At 61.5% G+C, this 21,679-nt stretch carries 18 protein-coding genes and 1 pseudogene; 12 read left to right on the plus strand and 7 right to left on the minus strand.

The window, feature by feature from the left end:
- The first annotated feature begins 77 nt into the window (after nt 1–77).
- Nucleotides 78–461 (plus strand): hypothetical protein, encoded by a 384-nt coding sequence (locus IPJ76_12920; protein ID QQR85508.1) that lies wholly within the window; start codon nt 78–80, stop codon nt 459–461.
- Nucleotides 462–466: 5 nt separating this feature from the next.
- Here the strand turns inward: IPJ76_12920 and IPJ76_12925 are convergent, their stop codons facing one another.
- The gene (locus IPJ76_12925; GenBank protein QQR85509.1) at nt 467–1,672 is read right to left on the minus strand and encodes a proline dehydrogenase family protein; all 1,206 of its coding nucleotides are present in this window, start codon (nt 1,670–1,672) and stop codon (nt 467–469) included.
- An 83-nt stretch (nt 1,673–1,755) separates the two neighbouring features.
- Between IPJ76_12925 and aroB the strand changes: the two genes are divergently transcribed.
- The 4 genes from aroB to IPJ76_12945 all read left to right on the plus strand — a co-directional run bounded on the left by aroB (nt 1,756) and on the right by IPJ76_12945 (nt 6,042).
- Nucleotides 1,756–2,838: a 3-dehydroquinate synthase gene (gene aroB, locus IPJ76_12930; GenBank protein ID QQR85510.1), complete on the plus strand. Its 1,083-nt coding sequence runs from the start codon at nt 1,756–1,758 to the stop codon at nt 2,836–2,838.
- A gap of 4 nt (nt 2,839–2,842) precedes the next feature.
- Entirely contained in the window at nt 2,843–4,141 is a 1,299-nt protein-coding gene (locus IPJ76_12935) for a hypothetical protein (protein ID QQR85511.1), read from the plus strand.
- Nucleotides 4,142–4,240: 99 nt separating this feature from the next.
- Complete coding sequence (locus tag IPJ76_12940; GenBank protein QQR85512.1) at nt 4,241–5,335, plus strand: histidine kinase; 1,095 nt, start codon at nt 4,241–4,243, stop codon at nt 5,333–5,335.
- Nucleotides 5,332–6,042 carry a response regulator transcription factor gene (locus IPJ76_12945; GenBank protein QQR85513.1) on the plus strand — a complete coding sequence of 237 codons (711 nt, stop codon included), beginning with the start codon at nt 5,332–5,334 and terminating at the stop codon, nt 6,040–6,042. Before IPJ76_12940 ends, IPJ76_12945 begins: the two co-directional genes overlap by 4 nt.
- A 75-nt stretch (nt 6,043–6,117) precedes the next feature.
- Here IPJ76_12945 and IPJ76_12950 read toward each other — a convergent pair whose 3' ends face one another.
- Nucleotides 6,118–6,474, minus strand: coding sequence for a hypothetical protein (locus IPJ76_12950; protein QQR85514.1), 357 nt, complete (start codon nt 6,472–6,474; stop codon nt 6,118–6,120).
- A 186-nt stretch (nt 6,475–6,660) separates the two neighbouring features.
- Here IPJ76_12950 and IPJ76_12955 point away from each other — a divergent pair, with 186 nt between their 5' ends.
- Together IPJ76_12955 and IPJ76_12960 are read left to right on the plus strand one after the other, a co-directional pair.
- Complete coding sequence (locus IPJ76_12955) at nt 6,661–7,221, plus strand: sigma-70 family RNA polymerase sigma factor (protein ID QQR85515.1); 561 nt, start codon at nt 6,661–6,663, stop codon at nt 7,219–7,221.
- Entirely contained in the window at nt 7,200–7,589 is a 390-nt protein-coding gene (locus IPJ76_12960) for a hypothetical protein (GenBank protein ID QQR85516.1), read from the plus strand. Before IPJ76_12955 ends, IPJ76_12960 begins: the two co-directional genes overlap by 22 nt.
- Before the next feature lie 102 nt (nt 7,590–7,691).
- Here the strand turns inward: IPJ76_12960 and IPJ76_12965 are convergent, their stop codons facing one another.
- The 4 genes from IPJ76_12965 to tsaE form a co-directional block, all read right to left on the minus strand.
- On the minus strand, nt 7,692–7,994 hold the full coding sequence (locus IPJ76_12965; protein QQR85517.1) for a GIY-YIG nuclease family protein: 303 nt from the start codon (nt 7,992–7,994) through the stop codon (nt 7,692–7,694).
- A gap of 161 nt (nt 7,995–8,155) precedes the next feature.
- A complete protein-coding gene (tpx, locus tag IPJ76_12970) occupies nt 8,156–8,641 on the minus strand; it encodes a thiol peroxidase (protein ID QQR85518.1) in 486 nt (161 codons plus the stop codon).
- 54 nt (nt 8,642–8,695) lie between these two features.
- On the minus strand, nt 8,696–9,922 hold the full coding sequence (locus IPJ76_12975) for an alanine dehydrogenase (protein QQR85519.1): 1,227 nt from the start codon (nt 9,920–9,922) through the stop codon (nt 8,696–8,698).
- A 26-nt stretch (nt 9,923–9,948) separates the two neighbouring features.
- Nucleotides 9,949–10,377: a tRNA (adenosine(37)-N6)-threonylcarbamoyltransferase complex ATPase subunit type 1 TsaE gene (tsaE, locus tag IPJ76_12980; protein QQR85520.1), complete on the minus strand. Its 429-nt coding sequence runs from the start codon at nt 10,375–10,377 to the stop codon at nt 9,949–9,951.
- Between the two features lie 182 nt (nt 10,378–10,559).
- On the opposite strand from tsaE, the pseudogene IPJ76_12985 reads away from it, so the two are divergent.
- From IPJ76_12985 to IPJ76_13000, 4 genes and pseudogenes are all read left to right on the plus strand, one after another.
- A pseudogene (locus tag IPJ76_12985) lies at nt 10,560–11,756 on the plus strand (IS256 family transposase).
- 612 nt (nt 11,757–12,368) lie between these two features.
- Complete coding sequence (locus IPJ76_12990; GenBank protein QQR85521.1) at nt 12,369–14,201, plus strand: T9SS type A sorting domain-containing protein; 1,833 nt, start codon at nt 12,369–12,371, stop codon at nt 14,199–14,201.
- Between the two features lie 228 nt (nt 14,202–14,429).
- The gene (locus IPJ76_12995; GenBank protein QQR85522.1) at nt 14,430–16,322 is read left to right on the plus strand and encodes a T9SS type A sorting domain-containing protein; all 1,893 of its coding nucleotides are present in this window, start codon (nt 14,430–14,432) and stop codon (nt 16,320–16,322) included.
- 175 nt (nt 16,323–16,497) lie between these two features.
- Nucleotides 16,498–18,309, plus strand: a complete 1,812-nt coding sequence (locus IPJ76_13000) for a choice-of-anchor J domain-containing protein (GenBank protein ID QQR85523.1) — start codon at nt 16,498–16,500, stop codon at nt 18,307–18,309.
- 66 nt (nt 18,310–18,375) lie between these two features.
- On the opposite strand, the gene recQ is transcribed toward IPJ76_13000, so the two are convergent.
- Entirely contained in the window at nt 18,376–20,574 is a 2,199-nt protein-coding gene (gene recQ, locus IPJ76_13005; GenBank protein ID QQR85524.1) for a DNA helicase RecQ, read from the minus strand.
- Nucleotides 20,575–20,773: 199 nt separating this feature from the next.
- Here recQ and tatC point away from each other — a divergent pair, with 199 nt between their 5' ends.
- Entirely contained in the window at nt 20,774–21,679 is a 906-nt protein-coding gene (gene tatC / locus IPJ76_13010; protein ID QQR85525.1) for a twin-arginine translocase subunit TatC, read from the plus strand.

Below are 21,679 nucleotides of genomic sequence, written 5' to 3' on the forward strand. Positions count from 1 at the left end.
GGTCCAACTTGAGCCTTGACACTTGCTACTTGGATCTTGACACTTGCTACTTGGATCTTGACACTTGACCTCCACCCATGACCCTCGGCCGCCGCATCCGCCTCTTCCTCATCGGCATCGTGCTGGGCTGCGTGGCAGCGTGGTTCTTTTTCGGTGAGCGCCTCACCAGCAGCGCCTGGATGCCGGAGGACCGCATCAAGCTGCGTTTGAAAACGACCTTGGTGAAGGCCACACCGCAAGGAGCGGCGGATCTCAGCGCTTGGCCGAGCACCTTGGACAGCGTGCGCAGCAGCATTGCGCGCGGTGAAGTGGTGCTGAAGGAAACCCGCCGCCACGGCGATAGCCTCACCTACACCGTGGATGTGGTGCTTGCGGGACGCAATGCGCGCGTGAAGGCCGTGGTGCTCGAAGACCTACGGGTGGATACGTTGGCAGCGTTGGTGGGCTTGGCACCGCGTTGACCCACCTACAAGTTCCTTCTCCGCCTGCGCTCCTGAGCGATCAACGCCAGTTCGCGGCCGCTCTGCCCACGTGCGCTTGTGTTCTCGGCCGCGCGGCGCAGCAGGTAAGGCATCACCTCGCGCACAGGGCCATAGGGCACGTACTTGGCCACGTTGAAACCGGCGGCGGCCATGTTGAAGCTCAGGTTGTCGCTCATGCCCAGCAACTGCGCGAAGTACACGCGCTCGTCGTTGTGCGTTATGCCGTGTTCGTTCATCAACCGGCCCATGAGCAGGGTGCTCTCGTCGTTGTGGGTACCCACCACCACATGGATGCGGTCCAGGTGCCCGGCGCAGTAATGCAGCGCAGCGTCGTAGTCGCGATCGCTGCTCGCTTTGTCAGGTTGGATGGGATCGGTATAGCCCAGTTCAGCGGCCCGCGCCCGCTCTTTCTCCATGTACGCGCCCCGCACGAGCTTCACGCCGAGGATGTAGCCGCCGCTCAAGGCTTTTTGGTGGCTTGCCTTCAGGAAGGCCAGGCGGTCGTGCCGGTAAAGCTGCACGGTGTTGTAAACAATGGCGCGGGTGCGGTTGTGCTGCGCCATCATGCGATCGGTGATATCGTCGATGGCCTGTTGCATCCAGCTCTCTTCGGCATCCACCAGTACCCGCACATTGGCTGCTGCTGCTGCGTTGCAGATCTTCTCCATGCGTGCCACCACGCGCAGCCACTCCTCCCGTTCGGTAGCGCTCAGCACACGGCCTTCGCTCATGCGCGCCCAGATGTCCAAACGCCCGATGCCGGTGGGCTTGAAGACGCAGAACGGAATGTCCGCGCGCTGCCGGGCCAGCTCGATGGTGCGCACGGTTTCCGCCACGGTGCGATCGAGCGCACCCTCGTCCCCGTCCTTGCCTTCCACACTGTAGTCGAGGATGGTGCCCACGCGGCTCTTCTTCAGTCCCGCTGCGGTGTCAAGGCTTCCCTCCATGGTTTCGCCGCCACAGAACTGCCGGAAAATGGTGGCCTTTATGAGCCCCGCGATGGGCAGGTGCAGGTTGAGGGCGAACTGTGTCAGCTTGCCGCCGATCGCGCTGAGCCAGGGATCGCCGATGACCTTGAACAGCCAATACGCCCTCCGGAGATCATCGTTGCTCTTGTGCGCGAAGGCCGTGCGCGTATCGCGCAGATCGGGCAGTGCTTGCGGAGGCGCGGCGGTGGCCGGTGGAGGCATCGGGTTGCGTTCCTTTGAAGGCCGCCCGCCTTCGCCCCGGCAACATGCACGTGGCTTCGGCGAGCGCGGCCAAATGTAGAGGCATGCCCAAACGCAAACAGCTATTGGAGGTCAAGGCTGGAGACCATCCGGTGTTCTTGGGCGGAAGCGCGCTGGATGCTTTGGCCGGTCTGGCCAGGACCCGAAAGGGCAAGGTGTTCGTGCTGTGCGATCGCAATACTGCCCTGCATTGCCTGCCGGAACTGCTTGGCGCATTGGAAGGGCTTGCCCCCATCGCCACAGTGGAGGTGGAACCCGGTGAGGCCAGTAAGAGCATCGGGACCTGTCAGGGATTGTGGGAGCACCTGCTGGTGCACGAAGCCGATCGGCACACATTGCTCATCAACCTCGGCGGAGGGGTGGTCACGGACCTCGGAGGTTTCGTGGCCGGCGCGTACAAGCGCGGCATCGACTGCGTGCACGTGCCCACGACGCTCATGGGCATGTGCGATGCGGCCATCGGGGGCAAGAGCGGTATCGATATGGGAGGGGTGAAGAACGCCGTGGGCTTGATCACGGGTCCGTTGGGCGTGTACGTGCACGTGCCGTTCCTGCGCACGCTGGGCAAACGCGAACTTCTGAACGGTGCCGCGGAGATGATGAAGCACGGCCTCGCCCTGGACGCACAGCACTGGCACGACCTGCAGGATGCGCCGTTGCACGACCTCGACGTGTTGGCCCAGCTCATTTCCCGTAGCGTTCAGTTGAAGGCCGCCGTAGTGACCGCCGACCAGCACGAGAACGGCGTGCGCAAGAAGCTCAACTTCGGGCATACCATCGGCCATGCCCTTGAGGCGCACAGCTGGGAGAGCGGCCAGCGCGAATTGCTCCACGGCGAAGCGGTCGCGATCGGTATGATCGCCGAAGCGTGGCTCAGCTGGCGCATGAGGACCATAGGGCGCGAGGAACTGGAAACAATTACCGCGCGATTGCTTTCGTACTACAAGCCCTACCCGCTCATGGCCTCCGACCATCACCGCTTGCTTGAACTGATGCGCAACGACAAGAAGAACACTGCTGGTGGTTACCGCTGCACACTGTTGGAGCGCATCGGCTCGGCGCAGGTGGATGTGGAGGTGAGCGCCACCTTGATGGGCGAAGCCATCGACCATCTTCGGCACCTCTGATCCAATGGCATCCATCACCATCACCGCACCGGCCGATCGCCCCAACGGCGTCGTTACGCTACCGCGCAGCAAGAGCGTTGCCGCGCGCGCAGCCATCATCAGTAGCATGGCCAGGCCATCGGGCCCACGCTTGGCCGAGGAAGAGTTCGAGGCCGAACTGACCCACTACCCCGATGTCGAGGACAGCCTGATCCTGCGCCGCTTGTTGCAGGGGAACCCCGAAGTGATGGATTGCGGCATGGGCGGCACAACGCTGCGTTTCCTCATGGCCTGGGCGGCCATCCGCGCCGGCGAAGAGCACCTCCTCACCGGTGCCCCGCGATTATTGGAACGGCCGCACCAACAGCTCGTTGATGCGCTGAAGTCCATGGGGGCCGACATCACGGTGCGGCCCGATGGTTACCTGGTGCGCGGCAAAGCCCTTGAGGGCGGAAGCGTACTCTTCGATCATGCGGTGAGCAGCCAGTACATCAGCGCCGTTATGATGATCGGCCCCATGCTGCCCGACGGCTTGCGCGTCTACTGGACCGGTCCCCGCCTCAGCGAGCCGTACGTGAGGATGACCATGACCATCATGGCCCACTACGAGGGTTGGTGTTCCATGAAGCCCGCAAAGGAAGAACCCATCATCATCGAAAGCGGCGGTTACAAACTGGCGCCGTTCGAAGTGCCGACGGATTGGAGCGCAGCGGCCTTCCTCTACCAAGTGGTCGCGCTGAAGCCGCGCACGCGCATCGTCCTCGCGGACCTCACCATCCATGGGATGCAGAGCGATGAATCCATTGCGCACCTGCTGAACGATGTGGTGGAAACCGAAGCGTGGGAAGAAGTGACGATGCCCGAGATCCGCGGCTTCACACTGGTGCACCGCAACCTGCGCAAGCTGGCCTTGGACAACAAGCCGATCGATCTGCAATGGTTCCCTGACGTGTTCCCGTCCATTGCCATAACGCACGCTGCATTGGGCCGCACCACCACGTTCACCGGCGTGGACAACTTGTACTTCAAGGAGAGCGATCGCATTGCGGCCGTGCGTGGTGCCTTGGCGCAGCTGGGCATTGCATGCGAGGTGAGCGAGGGCACGGTAACGGTACGTTCAAGCCCTGAACAGGTCGAAGCGCTCCGCGACCGGTCCTTCACGTTTTCGTCCAGCAACGATCACCGCATGGCCATGGGCCTCGCCTCGCTATGTCTCGTCTGCAAAAGCGTTACCATCAACGACCCGCAAGTGGTGGCCAAGAGCTATCCGGCATTCTGGGACGAGTTGGAGAAGCTCGGTTTCAAGTTGGAGCGCGGGGAATAGCGGGTCTAACCCCTTGTTCTATCCTCCATCAGCCATCGGCAATGGCCGCTCATGGAAGGCGTCGGCACCCGGCTCGGGCCTCGGGTACATTCGCCGTGCATGTCCGCTGTGCAACGCCATAAGCTGGTTTATTGGAGCACCCAGTTCGGTGCCTGGGGCATGTGGGTGATCGTGGTGGCCATCTACGACTCCCTGGACGACCAACCTCACCCGGGGCTATGGAAGAGCCTGCTCATCATCCTGGCCACTGCCGTCGGGCTGAGCCACTTGCTGCGCAACCACATCAAACGCGAAGAATGGCTCGAGATGCGCATCGACCGAGCGCTGAGCCGCATACTGTGGGCGTCCATGCTGCTGGGCGGGCTGTCGTACTCCCTGCAAGCGCTCACGAACGACCTGTTCCTGCCCGGCATGCCCAGCATGTTGCAGCTGAGCGCGCGCGAAGTGTTCTCGCTGGTCCTCAACTGGACCATCATGTTCGTGCTGTGGAGCTTCGGCTACTTCGCTTACCACTGGTTCGTGGCGCACCGGCGTGAAGAAGTCCGGAACCTGAGGCTCGAAAGTGCCATGCGCGAGAACGAGCTGAACATGCTGCGCAGCCAGATGAACCCGCACTTTATCTTCAATGCCATGAACAGCATCCGCGCGCTGATCGACGAGGATCCGGCAACCGCAAAACAGGCCATCACGCAGTTGAGCGGCATCCTCCGGAACAGTTTGCTCATGGGCCGCAAGCGCAGCGTGCCCTTGAACGAAGAATTGGCCGTGGTGCATGATTACCTCGCTTTGGAACGCATCCGGTTCGAAGAGCGCCTCGCCGTGGAGTGGGACATCGACCCGGCCACTGAACAATGCCCCGTGCCGCCCATGATGGTGCAAACACTTGCCGAGAACGCCGTGAAGCATGGCATCGCGAAGCTCACCAAAGGCGGCGTTATCCGGATCAGCGCGCAGCAAGGTGCAGGCGAAGTGGTGCTTACCGTGAGCAATACCGGTACGCTGGACACCAACGTGCACCAGCGCTCGGGCACCGGCATCGGCCTCAGCAACACGCGCAAACGCCTGGCCTTGCTCTACGGTGAACAGGCCGTGCTTTCCATCACCGAACACAGCGGCATGGTCACCACACGGGTGAGCCTGCCGCAGGTCCGCATCCCGTCACTCACCGCAACCCCACAAGCCGTTACCGCATGAAAGCCCTGATCGTTGACGATGAACGCCTTGCGCGCAAGGAACTGATGAGCCTCTTGGCCAAACACCCCGAAGTGGAGATCGTGGGCGAAGCGGCCAACGCCGATGACGCCGAGAAACTGGTGGCCGAACTGCGGCCCGACCTCTTGTTCCTCGACATCAACATGCCCGGCCGCGATGGCTTCCAATTGCTCGAAGCGCTTGACCCCGCACCGCACGTGATCTTCGTTACGGCCTACGATGAACACGCCTTGCGCGCCTTCAAGGTGAACGCCTTGGATTACGTGATGAAACCCGTGGAGCCACAGCTCCTCGAGGCCGCGCTGAACAAGGTGCCGCGTATCACCGAGGAAGGCTCGCCGCAGCGCGACATCCTCCGCGCCGACGATCAGATCTTCCTGCGCGATGGTGAGAAGTGCTGGTTCTGCACGCTGAAGGACGTGCGTTACTTCCAGAGCGAAGGCAACTACGTGCGCGTGTTCTTCAACGACCAGAAACCCATGGTGCTGCGCAGCCTGAACACCTTGGAGAAGCGCCTCGACCCGCTCGTCTTCTTCCGCACCAGCCGCAAGCACATCATCAACCTGCAATGGGTGGAGAAGATCGAACCATGGTTCAACGGCGGGCTGATGGTGAAGCTGAAGACCGGCGAGCAAGTGGAGGTGAGCCGCAGGCAGGGCGCCCGCTTCAAGGACTTGCTGAGCCTGTAAGCTGAACGGGGCGCGACTTCCGCCGCGCCCCGCTGATCGTTCGCCAAACCTCTACCCTTGTTGCGCGGCGGTCGATCAAACTGATGCTGGTCCCTTGGTCGTGGCGCGTCGTGCCTCCGCCACCTTCTTGTGCGCCATGATCAGCGCGAGGCCACTGCAGATCAGGATGCCGATGAAGTATGAAGCCGGGTTGTCGGTATCTGTTCCGCGATGGATGATGCTGTCGGCGAACCAGCCGAGACCGAGGCCCGCACCAGCTCCGATCGCCATGTAGCCCAGACGAAGGCCCGTGTATGACATCAGTGATGCGGCGTCCACGCCTTTCTCGATCATCGCCATGCGTTCACGGTGGCGAGCGCTGAGGGCTACGTAAAGGATGCCGAACGTGGAGGCGAAGAAGGCAATGCCGGTGATGGCTTCAGTGGCGAGCATGTCGTGTGTTGTTGTTCGAAGCATCTGACGCACCCCGGAACGCGTCGGTTACAAAAGCGCCATCCCGCGGTTGAGCCGTGCCTTGTGGAAGCGCTGGCCGTTGGTGTATGTCCCGACCACCGTTCAACCGTGCACCAGCACATTCGTAACCGCTAAAGGGTTGGGAGCGTCCCATCCGCGCCACAAGTGAACGAGCATGAAGCCATATCGCAAGCGCGCCAGGGCGATCAGCGTGCCTTCGCGTGGCTGGTCCGCCAGTACCAGCACATGGTGTACACGGCGGTGCACCGCATCCTGCGCGATCGCGAAGGATCTGAGGAAGCCGCGCAGGACACCTTCGTGAAGGCCTACCAGAACCTGGGCACCTACCAGGGCGGCAGCAAGTTCAGTACGTGGCTCTTCAGCATCGCCTACCGCACGGCCATCTCGCAATTGCGCAAGCGGCGCGAGGCCACCGGATCGGTGGACGACCTGGGGGTGCACGAACCGGCCGCGGTGGAGGTGAGCCGCGTGGAGCAGGGCGACCGGGCCGCGGCCCTGGAGCGCGCACTGGCCGAACTGCCCGCCGAGGACGCGGCCGTGGTGAGCTTCTATTACCTGGAGGAGATGAGCGTGGAGGAGATCGTAACCGCCACGGGTTTGGGTGCGTCCAATGTGAAAGTGAAGCTGCACCGCAGCCGCAAACGGCTGATGGACATCTTGCAGCGCGAACTGAAGGAGGAAACATGGACGCTCATCGTCGATTGAACACCGCCCAAGGGGACAACGCCCTGCGTGAGCTGTTCCGTGAAAGCGGGCACCACAGGGCGCCCGAGGGCATGGAGGCGCGCATCCTGCAGCGCCTCGCCGTGATGCCTGCACCTGTGCGGTCGGCCGAACCGGCATTGATCCCCAAGTGGATGTGGTCCGGTGCCGGTGCGTTGATGCTGGTGTGCATGGGGTTGCTGTTGGCGCAACCCGGACAGAGCGGGGACGGATTGTTACAGCGCTACGTGCCAGAGGTGCCTTCGCTATCCCTGGATGTGTTCACCTCCGGGTGGTTCTTGATGGCCGCCAGCTGCGGGCTGTTGCTGCTCGCCGCGGACACGCTGCTGGCGCGGCGCGCGGCGCGGTAAGGAGTTATTCCCAAGAGTTCCATCAAGGAGCTACCACCACGTTGTCACCCCGCGCTCGACGCGGGGTCTCCAAAATGGCGCTACCGCGCCATCGTACCCCGGTCATTCACGAAAGTCCACTAAGAGGTCCTTCCACTCCGGGTTCATCCCATTGACCAGGTCCCTCTTCCATTCCTTGCCCCATCGCTTCACTTTCTTCTCGCGGGCAATGGCTTCGTTGATCCATTGGTGGCGTTCGTAGTACACGAGCTTCAGCACGCGGTAACGAGCAGTGAAGGACTCCTTGTCCTCCATCGCTCGGTGTTCGTGGACGCGTCGGTGCAGGTCGTTCGTGACCCCGACATAAAACATGGAGTGCCCCGCGTTCGTGAGGATGTACACCCAGTATTGATGGATGCGGACCATGGTGAGGGAAGGTAGGCGAGACCTTGCGACATGCGTGCTTCAATGGCGCGGTAGCGCCATATCGGAGACCCCGGGGCGAGCCCGGGGTGACACACGCGACCAGACAAGGACGACAACCACGCGTTCAGAACGTGTGAGGGACTGACTTCCCTCAGATCCGCTCACAGCAACCCCTTCACCACGGCGATGGCCGCCTCGTAGTCGGGTTCGGCGCCGAGCTCGGGTGCTGCTTCGCAATGGCGGATGATGCCTTGCGGGTCGATGACCCATGTGATGCGGCCCAGCGTGTTGGCCAACTTGCCTTCCATGAGTTCCGCGCCCCACACGCGCGCGCAATCGCGGTAGCGGAAGTCGCTGCCCGTTACCACCTTGTCGATGCCTTCGGCGGCACAGAACCGCTTCAGCGCGAAGGGCAGGTCCATGCTGATGGACAGCACCGTGGCGCCAAGACCGGTCGCGCGCTGATTGAAGGTGCGCGTCTCCAGCGCACAAGTGCTGGTGTCGACACTGGGGAACGCGATGAGCACCACCACCTCGCCCTTGTGATCGGCAAGGCGCGCTTCGGTGCGATCCTGCTTCACGTAACGGAGCGTGGGCGCAATGGTGCCGGGTTGGGGAAGCGGGCCGTGGAAAGGAGGTTGGGGCATGTCTTGAAAACAGTTGCAGCCAAAGGCCATTGGCCAATAGCCATTGGCTTTTGCTCACTGGCCAAAGGCAGCAAGCATCAAGTTCAGATCGGTGTAGGGCAGCTTGAAAGCCTCGCTGAGGATCTCGCTGGTGAGCGAGCCGTTGTACAGGTACACGCCGTGGCGCAGGCCGAGGTCTTTCTTGATCAGCTCTTCGAAACCTCCTTGGTCACCCATGTTCAATAGCAACGGACTGAAGATGTTGCTGAGCGCGTAGCTGGCCGTGCGGGGCACGCGGCTCGCGATGTTGGGCACGCAGTAGTGGATCACACCATATTCCTTGTACACGGGATCGGTGTGCGTGGTGACACGGCTCGTTTCGAAACAGCCGCCACGGTCGATGCTCACGTCCACGATCACGGCGCCGCTCTTCATGCACTGCACCATATCGGAGGTCACCACCATGGGCGTGCGACCATGCTCGGGCCGTAGCGCACCGATCACCACATCGGCATTGGTGAGGGCGTGTTTGAGTTCATCGGGTTGTATGACGCTGGTGTAGATGCGCGTGGCCAGGTCGCTCTGCATGCGGCGCAGGCGGTAGATGCTCTTGTCGAACACCTTCACGCTGGCACCCAGGCCCAGCGCGGCCCGTGTGGCGAACTCGCCCACGGTGCCCGCGCCCAGGATCACCACATTGGTGGGCGCCACACCGCTGATGCCGCCGAGCATGAGCCCCGGACCGCCCTTGTCGGTGCCCAGGTATTCGCTGGCGATCAGGATGCTGGTGTTGCCCGCTATCTCGCCCATGGTGCGGATCACGGTGTAGATGCCTTCGCGGTCCTTGATGAAATCCCACGCCACGGCATGCACGCGTTTCTGCATCATCTGCTTCAGGGCATCCTTGGGCTGCACGGTCATCTGCAGGGCGGCGATGAGCAGCTGCTTGGGCCGCAGCATACCGATCTCTTGCGTGCTGGGCGGCGCCACCTTTAAGATAATGTCCGCCTTGAAAACCTCTTCGGCGCTGTCCACCAGCATGGCCCCGGCCTCAGTGTAGTCGCTGTCCTGGAACTGCACGGCCTTGCCTACCCCACGCTCCATCACCACGTCGTGACCGCGACCGGTGAGGACCCCCACAGCGGCGGGGGTCAGCGGCACGCGGTGCTCTTGGAAAGAGACTTCTTTGGGAATGCCGATGAAGAGGTTCTGCTTCTTGCGGCGTGTTTCCAGCGCTTGCTCTTGCGGGAGCAGGGCCACCTCGCTGGCCAGTTGCCGGATGAGTTCGCTATGGGCGGTCATGATGGTGTTGAGCCGATGGCCATTGGCTAATGGCCATTGGCTTTTGGATCGACGGTCAAGATACGGTGGTCACCTTCCACTTCAATTCTGATGTAGGCGGTGCCATCGGGCAGCAAGTGGTCGGCCAGCTCGGGCCACTCGATGAAGCAGTAGGCGTCGCTGTCCACATATTCGGTGAAACCGATGCCCTCCAGCTCGCGGGCGTCGCGCAGGCGGTAGAGGTCGAAGTGGTACACAGGCCCGTCGTGGGCGCTCCAGTACTCGTTCACCAAGGAGAAGCTGGGGCTGCTGGTGCTGTCCACAACGCCCAGCGCCCGGCAGAATCCTTTGATGAGGGTGGTCTTTCCAGCGCCCAGCTCGCCGTGCAGCGCAAAGACGCGCACCTGCGGAAAGTCGCGGAGGATCGCTTGCGCGACGTCCGCAGCTTCGGCAGGCGAGATGAGTTTGTAAGCCATTGGCGCGCGAAGATGCGGGAGGAGGCAAGACACTTGGCACAAGTCACAAGGCTCAAGGCCCAAGTCCGAATGGGAAGAGACGGTGTGGAAAAGGAGCGAGTTTCCGCCACGGAGCACCGACCACGTTGAGACTGTTCAGTAAAGTGTGTCAGGCCGGAGTTGCGAACTTCAAACCCTGACCCATGGAAGACAAGACGGACAAGTTCGATTACGAAGCCTTCGAGAAGGAGGCCATGAAGCAATTGCTTCTGGGCAAGCCGCTCAGCGGCAGCGAAGGGGTGCTGACGCCCTTGGTAAAACGGCTGATGGAAGCCACCCTACGGGGAGAGCTGAGCGCGCATCTGGAAGAGGACACCGGCAAGGCCAACCGGCGCAACGGGCACGGCCGCAAGCGGGTGAAGACCGCACACGGGGAGGTGGACATCGCCACCCCGCGGGACCGGAACGGGACCTTCGACCCACTGCTGCTGCCTAAACGGGAACGGGTTCTGAACGCCGAGCTGGACCTGAAGATCATCAAGCTCTATGGACTGGGGATGAGCCAGCGCGACATCAGCGACCATGTGCGCGACCTCTACGGCATCGAAGTGAGCGAAGCCACCATCAGCGCGGTGACCGACCAGGTGGTCGCCGATGTGCAGGCATGGCGGCAGCGCCCCTTGGAAGCGCGTTACGCCATCGTATGGCTCGATGCCATCCATTTCAAGGTGAAGGAAGAGGGTCGCGTGGTGAACAAAGCCGTTTACACCGCCCTTGGCGTGGGCCCCGATGGCCACAAGGACCTGCTTGGCCTCTACGTTGGCCAGCACGAAGGCGCCAAGTTCTGGCTGAGCGTGCTGCACGACCTACGCCAGCGCGGGGTGGAGGACATGCTGATCGCGTGCATCGACAACCTCAGCGGCTTCTCCGAGGCCATCGCGCTGGTGTACCCGCAGAGCGACATCCAGCTGTGCATTGTGCATCAGGTGCGCAACACCTTGAAGTACGTGAGCTACAAGCACTACAAGGAAGTGGTCAAGGACATGCGGGCCATCTACCGGGCACCCAACGAGGAGCGTGCCCTGCAAGCACTGGAAGTGTTCAGCGACAAATGGGGCGAGCGCTATCCGCAAGCGGTGAACTCCTGGCGCATCAACTGGCCGCTTCTGGCCAGCCAATACCGGTACAGCGAGCGTATCCGGCGGCTGATCTACACCACCAACCCCATCGAGGGCTTCCATGCCCAGTTGCGCAAATACACCAAGACCAAGCGCGTCTTCGAGAACGACATGGCCCTGCTCAAACTGCTCTTCTTGGCCCAGCAGCGCATCGTGGAGAAGATGGCCGCAAAGCCCATCTTCGCCTGGCGTGAGATCGCAGCCGAGTTACGCTTGCTCTTCGGACCGCGCTTCGATCCACAACTGGCCAACACCGATCAACACGTTATCAGTCTCCCCCAGACCCCCTCGTTGAAAACCCAACTACATCAACAACATCAGTGATCAAGATCGTGACACACTTAATCTAACAGACCCACCACGTTGTCACCAAGGAGCTACCACCACGTTGTCACCCCGGGCTAGCCCCGGGGTCTCAGGTTTGGCGCTCCCGCGCCAACGAAGCTTTGCACGCATTCTTCAATGGCGCCGTAGGGCCATGGTGGAGACCCGCTCCCGCATCCAGTGCGGGGTGATAAACACGCGCTCCGGCACCAGCGACAAACACGCGACCAGACGGTGTGGACGAGCACGTCTCCCGCGCTGAGGCCTGCGCGCCGCACCAACAACTCATCTCTCCTTCATCCCCCTCCTCACCACTGCTCCCCGGTTGACATTCGTTCACACGGGATAGTTCCACCTTTCGGTTTATGTGGCCTTGCGAACGCTGCGGCCCTGCGGCCGCGGTGCGTCACATTCCGCTACCAGAGCGGGTTTGCGTGCGGGTAGGTTCGCCTTCGACAACGCCGGTTCCCCTTGGCTGGCCGCAACGAACGAACCGAAAACCCGCAAGCCATGAGCCGCACGCATTTCCTCTTTTCATCCGCCATCCTCCTGTTGTTGGGAGCGTGGCCGTTCATTCCAGTTCGCGCCCAAAGCGCCGCCGACCGTCACTTGCGCCAAGGGGCGCCCACCGCGCAGAGCTCAGGCAAGGCGCTGCACCTGCGCGCCGCTGGTACCACCCTGTGGAGCGAAGACTTCGAAGGGGGCCTGAACGGTTGGACCGTGAACACCAGCGCAGGCAACGTGGATTGGCAACTCACGACCACCGGCAACACTGGCGGCTATACGCCCGGCCCGCTCGAAAGCACTACCGGCTTCCCCGGCGGCCAATGGATAGTGGCCGACAGCGATGCCGATGGCTCGCCCGGCACGGACGAGAACACCAGCATCATGAGCCCCGCCATCACCGGCTTCGACACCGTGCAGTACATGCTGCTCAGTTTCGAGCAGAGCTTCAGGCAGCTGAACGACGATGAGACGGTGGTGGAGGTGAGCGGCAACGGGGGCCTCAACTGGACCACCTACCCGGTGAACACCGATGTGCCGGGCAACCAGATGACGCCCGGCGCTCCGGCATCGCAGCTCATCACGCTCAACATCAGCGATGCGCTGGTGGGCGGCAGCAGCGACATACGCCTGCGTTTCCGTTGGATCAGCTCCGAGGGCTACACCTACAGCTGGCAGGTGGACGACATTGAACTGACCGAGGCCAGCGACAACGACCTGAAGATCCTCAGCGCAACGCACGCCGCTTGGGACCTCAGCGAGCCCGACTTTGCCGGCTTGCCCTACACCGTTTACCCGGTGAACGAAGTGCGCGAGCTGAAGTTCAGGGCGCAGCTGGTGAACAACGGTTCGCAGACCCAGCACAACGTGCGCTTGCGCGCCACGGTGGACGGGCCCGGCGGCAACGATGCCGTGCTCTACAGCGATCCCATCGATGTGGCGCCCGCGCAGAAGGACAGCTTGTTCATCACCGGTTGGACACCGCCCGCCAACGTAGGTACGTACTACGTGACCTATGCACTGGAGCAGGACGAAACCGAGGATGATCCCGCCGACAATGAAATGGCGCGCGAGTTCGCCGTGAACGATTTCATCTTCGCCAGGGACGAGGGCATTACCACTGGTGGCTACGACAACGAGGGCGATGAGTACGAACTGGGCAACTGGTTCCACGTGAACGATTGGGACAATACGCTCTACGCCATTGATGTGGCCGTGACCAACCAGAGCGATGTGGGCGCGCCCATCCGCGGAATCGTTTACGACGCCGAGCGCGACTTCTTAACGGAGACGGATGAGTACTTCATCCAGGCCGGCGATCTGAACGATGATGGCGAGGCCAATTTCATCACGCTCGTATTGCCCGATCCACTGCCGCTGGAAGAGGATGCCGACTACCTGGTGGCCATGCACCACTATGGCGGCACCGAGGACGTGTTCTGCGCTACCAGCGGTATCTCAATGGAGCAGACCAGCCTGATCCTGGACTACACGAATGCCACCTGGTTCTATGTGAACAGCACACCCATGGTGCGCATGAACTTCTCGCCGTCGGTCGGCGTGCACGCGCATCAGCGCCGCACGGGCCTCGCAGTGGTGGCCATGCCCAGTGCGTTCGTTGACCGTACCACCCTGCGCATGGACTTGGAGCGGCCGGCCGCAGTGCGCATAGATGTGCGCGATGCCACAGGCCGGATGGTCTGGAACCAGGACATGGGCCGCATGGGCCACGGCCAGCAGCAGGTAGAGCTTGGACTATTGCACCTGGCTGCGGGTACATACACCTGCACGGTGATGGCCGGCGACGAACTGACAACGGTGCGCCTGCTCAAGCGCTAAGAATGGACCTGATCATCTGAACGGCCGGGGAACTACCCCGGCCGTTCGGCATTCAACACCGGATGTGTATATAACAGGACGGGATCCGTATTGAGCTGTGCAGCGGCAGGGAAAGGTTGTGCGTCAAACCGTCGGATGCACGTTCGGCCCCAATGTGACCGGTCACAGGTCGGTGCCGATCACCCATCCGGCTACATTCGCAACCCTTCAACACAACAACCAACGATCATGAAACTGAAGTACTCTGCTCTTCTGTTGGTGGCCGTGGCCAGCGCTGCACAAGCGCAGTACGCCACCAAGCGGCCGCTACGCCTGAGCCCTGCGGGGGTGTCGCCCTCGCCGAACGTCATCGACGTTCCTCCCATGACGGCCAAGGCCGCCGGTGACACCGTCTTCAATGAGGACTTTGCCAACGGTTTTGCCGGCAACAACGGTTTCGGCGCTTGGACCACGGCTGAGGCCGATGGCAACTGGTGGGTGTACAGCACCACAGGTCCCAATGGCGCCTACAGTGTCCCTGCTGAGGCCATTACCGGTGGCAGTGCTGCCAACGGCTTCATGATCTTCCAAGCCGACAGCGGAAACAGCGATTTCAGTGGTGGTGCGCCTACCGCGCTGCCCTCTTTCACGGATTGGACCGGTGCTTTGGTGAGCCCCGTGATCGACCTGAGCGCTACGCCTTTTGTGCGCTTGGAGTTCCGCCACAAGCAGCGCTGGTGCTGCGGCGAGGTTCCCCAGTTGCTCCAAGTAAGCAATGACGGTGGTGCCACCTGGACCACCGACTACAACGTGGTGAGCGAGGCCGCCAACGACGACAACGGACCCTTCACAACATCCGTGAACATCAGCAACGCCATCTCGGCCAACCCTTCGCAAGCCCGGTTCCGCTTCCTGTTCAACGGTGGCGACCAAGGCACCAGCCACTACCACTGGCAGGTTGATGACATCAACATCATCGAGGTGTTCGACTTCGACATGGTGGTGCAAAGCGCCAAGAGCCACAGCTTCGACCTGGATCTCTCCGCCACCTACGATTCGTTGAACTACACTGTGTTCCCCTTCGCACAGCTGCGTCCGCTGCCGATGAACATGACCGTTCTCAACAACGGTAGCGCCACGCAGGACGTTACCGCCAACTTCACGGTGACCCAGGGCGGCAACCCTGTGCTGGACCAGGACCAGAACATCATCGGCTTCGGTGCTGGTACCATCCAGACCGTCTTCGCCGACCCCGACTTCACGCCGCCCCAAGTGGCAGGTACCTACGACATTTCCTACAGCGTTGAGACCACCAACCCCGATCTGGTGCCAGGGGACAACACGGGCAGCAGCAGCTTCGCTGTGGACGCCTACCAGTACGGTCGTGACGGCGGCGTAACCTCGGCGTTCGAGGACGGCGACGGTGCCGGCGGACCTTACGAGCTGTGCAACATCTTCGGTTCGCCGAACGAAGCCGACCTCTATGCTGTGAGCGTGGCCATCCGCAGCGGAACCGGCACCGCTGGCACGGTCATCCGCGGTTCCATCCGGAACGTTGACGCGGACTTCTCGCTCATCGACAACACCGAGGAGTACGAACTGACGAGCGCCGACCTGAACTCGGCCACTGGCACGAAGTTCATCAACCTCGTGTTCGCCAACCCGGTGACGTTGGACGCAGCAGGTGCATACATGGTGTGCGTGGAGCACTTCGGTGGCAGCACCATGCGCACCGGTGTGAACGGCACCAGCGATGCACAGACCTCGTTCATCTACTTCGATCCCCCCGGTGCTCAATTGGAGGATTGGTACTTCACCACCACCACCCCCATGGTGCGCATGAACTTCGATCCCGCGGTCGGCATCAACGAGGAAGCAGCACGTGAGCTGGCGCTCCGCGCTGTGCCCACCGTGTTCGACGAGGCCACCACGGTGCGCTTCCAGCACGCAGGCGGTATCGCCAGCTGGAGCCTGATCGATGTTACGGGCCGTGTGCTCCGTACCATGAACATGGGCAACCTTGGCGCTGGCGTGCAGAGCATCGACATCGACGGCACGGACCTGGCCCAAGGCCAGTACATGGTGCGCGTGGTAAGCAACGGCGTGGCCGCCAGCGTGAAGCTGGTGAAGGCTGCGAACTGATCCGCAACACGTCCGACAAGCGCCCCGGTGGACATCCACCGGGGCGCTTCTTTTTTCGCAGGGCTGCGCGTTTCATCCCGCGAGCAACAATTGACCACAATTGGTCCCCGTCCATCCCTTGCCCTGAACGGGGCACGGCCTGGCGGCACACCTTCGCACAAATCCCTTGTTGAACATGAAACATGCTTACACCAGCGTGCTGGCTGTGCTTTGCCTGAGCACGTCGGCACAACAGGTGCGCTCGGGCTTTCCCGCGCACCCCATCTCGAAGTCGGATGCAATTGCGGCCCCTGTGGTCACCACCCCCTTGGCGCGTGCAAAGAACCTGGACTACTACGCGGAGGATTTTACGAGCAGCCTCAACGGCTGGACCATCGTGAACAACGTGGGCAACCTGGACTGGGCGTGGACCGATGTGGGGCCGGGCACGACCACCAGCCAATACCCTGTGCCTGCTTTGGGCACGAACACCGGTGGTTGGGCCATCATTGATGACGATTTCCTGGGGCAGAACGGCGTGGAGACGGACACTTGGCTGGTTTCACCGGTCATCGACCTGAGCGCTGCGCCGCCGTTCCTCAAGCTCGAGTTCGAGCAGTACTTCCAGGAGTTCCAGAACGACACGACTTTCGTAGGGGTGACCGTCAACGGAGGGCAGGATTGGAACTGGATCGCGCTGAACGACGATGTGGGCCGCGATGGTCGCCCGAACCCGGAACTGATGGACGTGAACATCAGCGATTGGGTAGCCTTGGGCCCGAGCACCGTACAGATCGCCTTCCGCTATCTGGCCACTTGGGATTACGGCTGGCAAGTGGACAACGTGCGCATCACCGATCTGGAGGCGAACGATGTGGCCCTGTTGAACACGCACTTCACCGGCTTCGATTTCAACAACACGGGCTTCAGTGACATCGAGTACTCCATCTATCCGCAGGAACAGGTGCGACCAATGCTCTTGCACGCCGATGTGAAGAACAAGGGCTACGCCCAGCAAACGGGGATCAACTTCAACGTGGAGGTAGTGGGGCCGGGCGGTTCTGAGTACACCGGAACGGAGGTGGTGGGCGATCAGGTGCCCGGTCAAACGGACTCCGTGGCCAACGAGGGCTTCACGCCGAGCGCGCTGCTCGGAACGTACGAGGTGGCGTTCGGCGCCGTGGCGGATCAGGTTGACGATAACCCGGACGACAACGACAAGACCATGACGTTCCAGGTGAGCGCCGATGTGTTCGCGCAGGACGATGGTGTAGTGTCCAATCGTCTCACGCAAGGCATCAACAACGTAGGCGACCAGTTCGAAGTGGGCAACTACTTCGAGTTCGTCAACGACCAGGACCTGCTCAGCATCCGCGTTGCATTGCACGAGAACACCGCCGTTGGAACGCTGGTGTACGGTATTGTATACGACGACCAGAACCCGCCCGTGCAGATCGATCAGACCGACGACTACGAGGTGACGGCTGCCGACATCAATCCCATTGGTGGCAGCACTTTCGTTGATATCCCATTGAACGCTCCATTGAACATGACCGCCGGACAAGTGGTGCTGGTGATGGCGGGTAGCTATGGTGGCAGCGAGCAAGTGGCGTTCGGGATCAGTGGTGTGAGCGCCGCACAGGTGAGCATCATCAACTATCCCACTGCAGGTGAGATCTTCTTCGTCACCGGTACGCCCATGGTTCGGGCCATTGTGGAGAACACGACGTCGGTGGCCGAAGTGACGGGCATCAATGGCCAAGTGTTGGTGCAGCCCAATCCCATCGAGGAGTCCGCTGTGCTTGCCTTCACCACGGAGCGCAGCGGTCGCGCGCGCCTGGAAGTGCGCGACATGACAGGTCGGTTGGTGATGAACGAAGATCTCGGTGTGCGCAATGCTGGAGTGCAGCAATACCGCATGGATGCCACCGGCCTGGCCGCTGGTACGTACACGTACAGCCTGGTCCTGGACGGTGCGCGCCGCACGGGCAAGCTGGTGAAGCAGTAACACGGACGACGTGAATGCGAAGGGGCGGCCATTGGCCGCCCCTTCGTGCTTTATTGTTTCGGGGGCTCAGTTGGCCACTTCGCTCAAGAACTTCAGGCGCATGAAGCGAAGCTCGGTCTCGCTGTAGTCGTTGCCGAACTCCTTCACGGCGGCCTCCAGGCTGTCGGTCTCGCTCTCGCGGAAATAGTCCATGATCTCCTCCTGCTGGTCACCCTCCAGCACCTCGTTCAGGTGGTAGCTCACGTCCAGTTTCGTTCCGCTCATCACAATGGTTTCCATCTCGGTGAGCAGTGCGTCCATGGTAAGGCCCTTCGCTTTGGCGATGCTCTCCATGGGCAGTCGTTTATCGATGTTCTGGATGATGTGGACCTTGTGGCCGCTCTTGTTGGGCACGCTCCGGATCACCACTTCCACATCGCGCTCGATGTCGTTCTCTTCCACGTAGCGGGCAATGAGCTCCACGAACGGTTTGCCGTATTTGGCTGCTTTGCCCGGGCCCACACCGCCGATGAGCTGGAGTTCCTCCATGCTCACCGGGTACTTCAAGGTCATCTCCTCCAGGGCCGGGTCTTGGAAGAGGATCCAAGGCTGCAGCTTGTATTTGTGGGCTTCCTTCTTCCGCAGGTCGGTCAGCATCGCCATGAGCTTCTCGTCGAGCGCGTTGCCGCCCTTGCCCGGCGTCAGGATATCATCATCGTCGCCGCCCTCGGTGTCGGTGTAGTCGCGCTCTTTGCTGAACTCGACTTTCCAAGGCTTCTTCAGGAACTTCTTGCCCTCGTCGGTGAGGCTGAGGTTGCCGTAGGTCTCGATGTCCTTGTGGAGGAAGCCGCCCACGGTAGCCTGGCGGATGACGGCCATCCAGTAACCGTGGCCTTCGTCCTTGCCCACGCCCCACGCCTCCATGCTGCTGCCCTTGTAGGTCTTCATCTCACTGGTCATGGTGCCGGTGAGCAGGTCCGTGATGAAACGTCCTTTGTGGCGTTGCTTGCTCTCCTTTACGGCCTCCAGCACGGTGGTCAGCGCCTCGGTGGCGTCGAACATCGTCTTCGGGTTCATGCAGTTGTCACAAGCGCCGCAGTTGTCGCCCGGCAGGATCTCGCCGAAGTAGTGCAGCAGGAATTTCCGGCGGCACATGCTCGTCTCGCTGTAGCTCACCGTGTCGGCCAGCAGCTGCTTGCCGATCTCTTGTTCGGCCACCGGCTTGCCTTGCAGGAACTTCTCCAGCTTCTCAATGTCCTTGTAGCTGTAGAACGCCACGCACTTGCCTTCACCGCCATCACGACCACCGCGGCCGGTCTCCTGGTAGTAGCTCTCCAGGCTCTTGGGTATGTCGTGGTGGATCACGAAACGCACATCGGGTTTATCGATGCCCATGCCGAACGCAATGGTGGCGCAGATCACGTCCACGTCCTCCATGAGGAACTGGTCCTGGTGGTCGGCGCGCTGGGCGGCGTCCATGCCGGCGTGGTAGGGCAGGGCCTTGATGCCGTTCACGTTCAGCATCTGGGCCATCTCCTCCACCTTCTTGCGGCTGAGGCAATAGATGATGCCGCTCTTGCCCTTGTGCTGGCGGATGAACTTGATGATCTCCTTGTTCACGTCCTTCTTCGGGCGGACATCATAGAACAGGTTCGGCCGATTGAAGCTCGCTTTGTAGGTGACGGCGTCGTCGATGTTGAGGTTCTTCAGGATGTCCTCCTGCACTTTCTCGGTGGCCGTGGCCGTAAGGGCGATGACGGGCACCCGCTGGATCTCATCGAAGATGGTGCGCAAGCGGCGGTATTCCGGGCGGAAGTCGTGGCCCCACTCGCTGATGCAGTGGGCCTCGTCGATGGCGAAGAAGCTGATCTTGATCTCCGAGAAGAACTCGGTGTTCTCCTTCTTCGTCAGGCTTTCGGGTGCCACGTACAGGAGTTTGGTGAGGCCGCTACGGATATCGTCCTTCACTTTGAGCGTCTCCGTGCGGCTGAGGCTGCTGTTGAGGAAGTGCGCAATGCCTTCCCGGTCGCTGAACCCGCGGATGGCGTCCACCTGGTTCTTCATGAGCGCGATGAGCGGGCTCACCACGATGGCGGTGCCCTCCATCATGAGGGCCGGCAATTGGTAGCAAAGGCTCTTGCCACCGCCGGTGGGCATGATGACGAAGGTGTTACGGCCTTCAAGCACACTGTTCACAACAGCTTCTTGTTCGCCTTTGAACTTGTTGAACCCGAAGAACTGCTTGAGGGCGTCTTTGGGGGATAGGTCTACGTTGATGATCGACATGACTGACTTCGGTTCCGGAACTCCGATGGTTTGTTGTTCGGTGCTTAAAAGTAGGTCACGCGCATGGATCGTCAACCGACTTCCATCGATCCCCGGAAAGAGTTCGTTGTATGGTGTGAACGCACCGTTGGAAGCGTTGAAAAGTGCTATCTAGCGATCGGGGACCTGCCCACGGGTGCCGGATATCTTCGGCCCGCACATGGCCGCAGCCAATGACCGCCGGACCAACGGCGGCCCCCAAGCCACCCCGCAGGACGCAACTTCCCGGGCTGCCAAGGAGATGACCTTCCTGGAGCACTTGGAGGAGCTGCGCTGGCTCGTCTTCCGCAGTGCTTGCGCCATCGCAGTGGGCATGGTGCTGGCCTTCATCTATCCGGCCTTCTTCTTCGATACCGTGCTCTTCGCCCCCATGCAGCCCGACTTCGTCACCTACAAGTGGCTTTGCTTGCTCGGGCAGCAGAGCGGCCTGGCGGACATGTGCATCACGGAGATGAACTTCCGCATACAGACCACCGAGATGAGCGGGCAGTTCATGGCCCACATGGCAGTGGCCTTCACTGCTGGGCTCATTCTCGCTTGCCCCTATGTCCTGTGGGAGCTTTGGCGCTTCGTTGCACCTGGCCTGAAAGCCAAGGAGAAGGCTGCGGCGCGGGGCATTGTGGCGTTCATCGTCCTTCTGTTCGCCATCGGCATCGTGTTCGGCTACTTCGTGCTGGCACCCCTGAGCGTGCAGTTCTTCGGCAACTACCAGGTGAGCAAATTCGTGGAGACCGTGCCGCGCTTGAACGATTACGTGAGCACAGTGACTTCCGTGACCCTTTGGACCGGCATCGTCTTCCAATTGCCCCTCATCATCGTGTTCCTCACCCGCATCGGCATCGCAGGTCCCGGTTTCTTGCGCACCTATCGCAAGCACGGGTACGTCATCATTTTCGTCCTGGCGGCCATCATCACCCCGCCCGATGTGGTGAGCCAAATGCTGGTGGGCCTGCCGCTGATCCTGCTCTACGAGGTGAGCATCTTCCTCAGTGCCCGCACGCAACGCCGCATGGAACGCAAGCGGGCGGAGGAGGACGCACCGCGGACAAGTGCGCAACCCGGATGA

The sequence above is a fragment of the Flavobacteriales bacterium genome (genome assembly GCA_016699575.1).
Classification (GTDB): Bacteria; Bacteroidota; Bacteroidia; order Flavobacteriales_F; family PHOS-HE28; genus PHOS-HE28.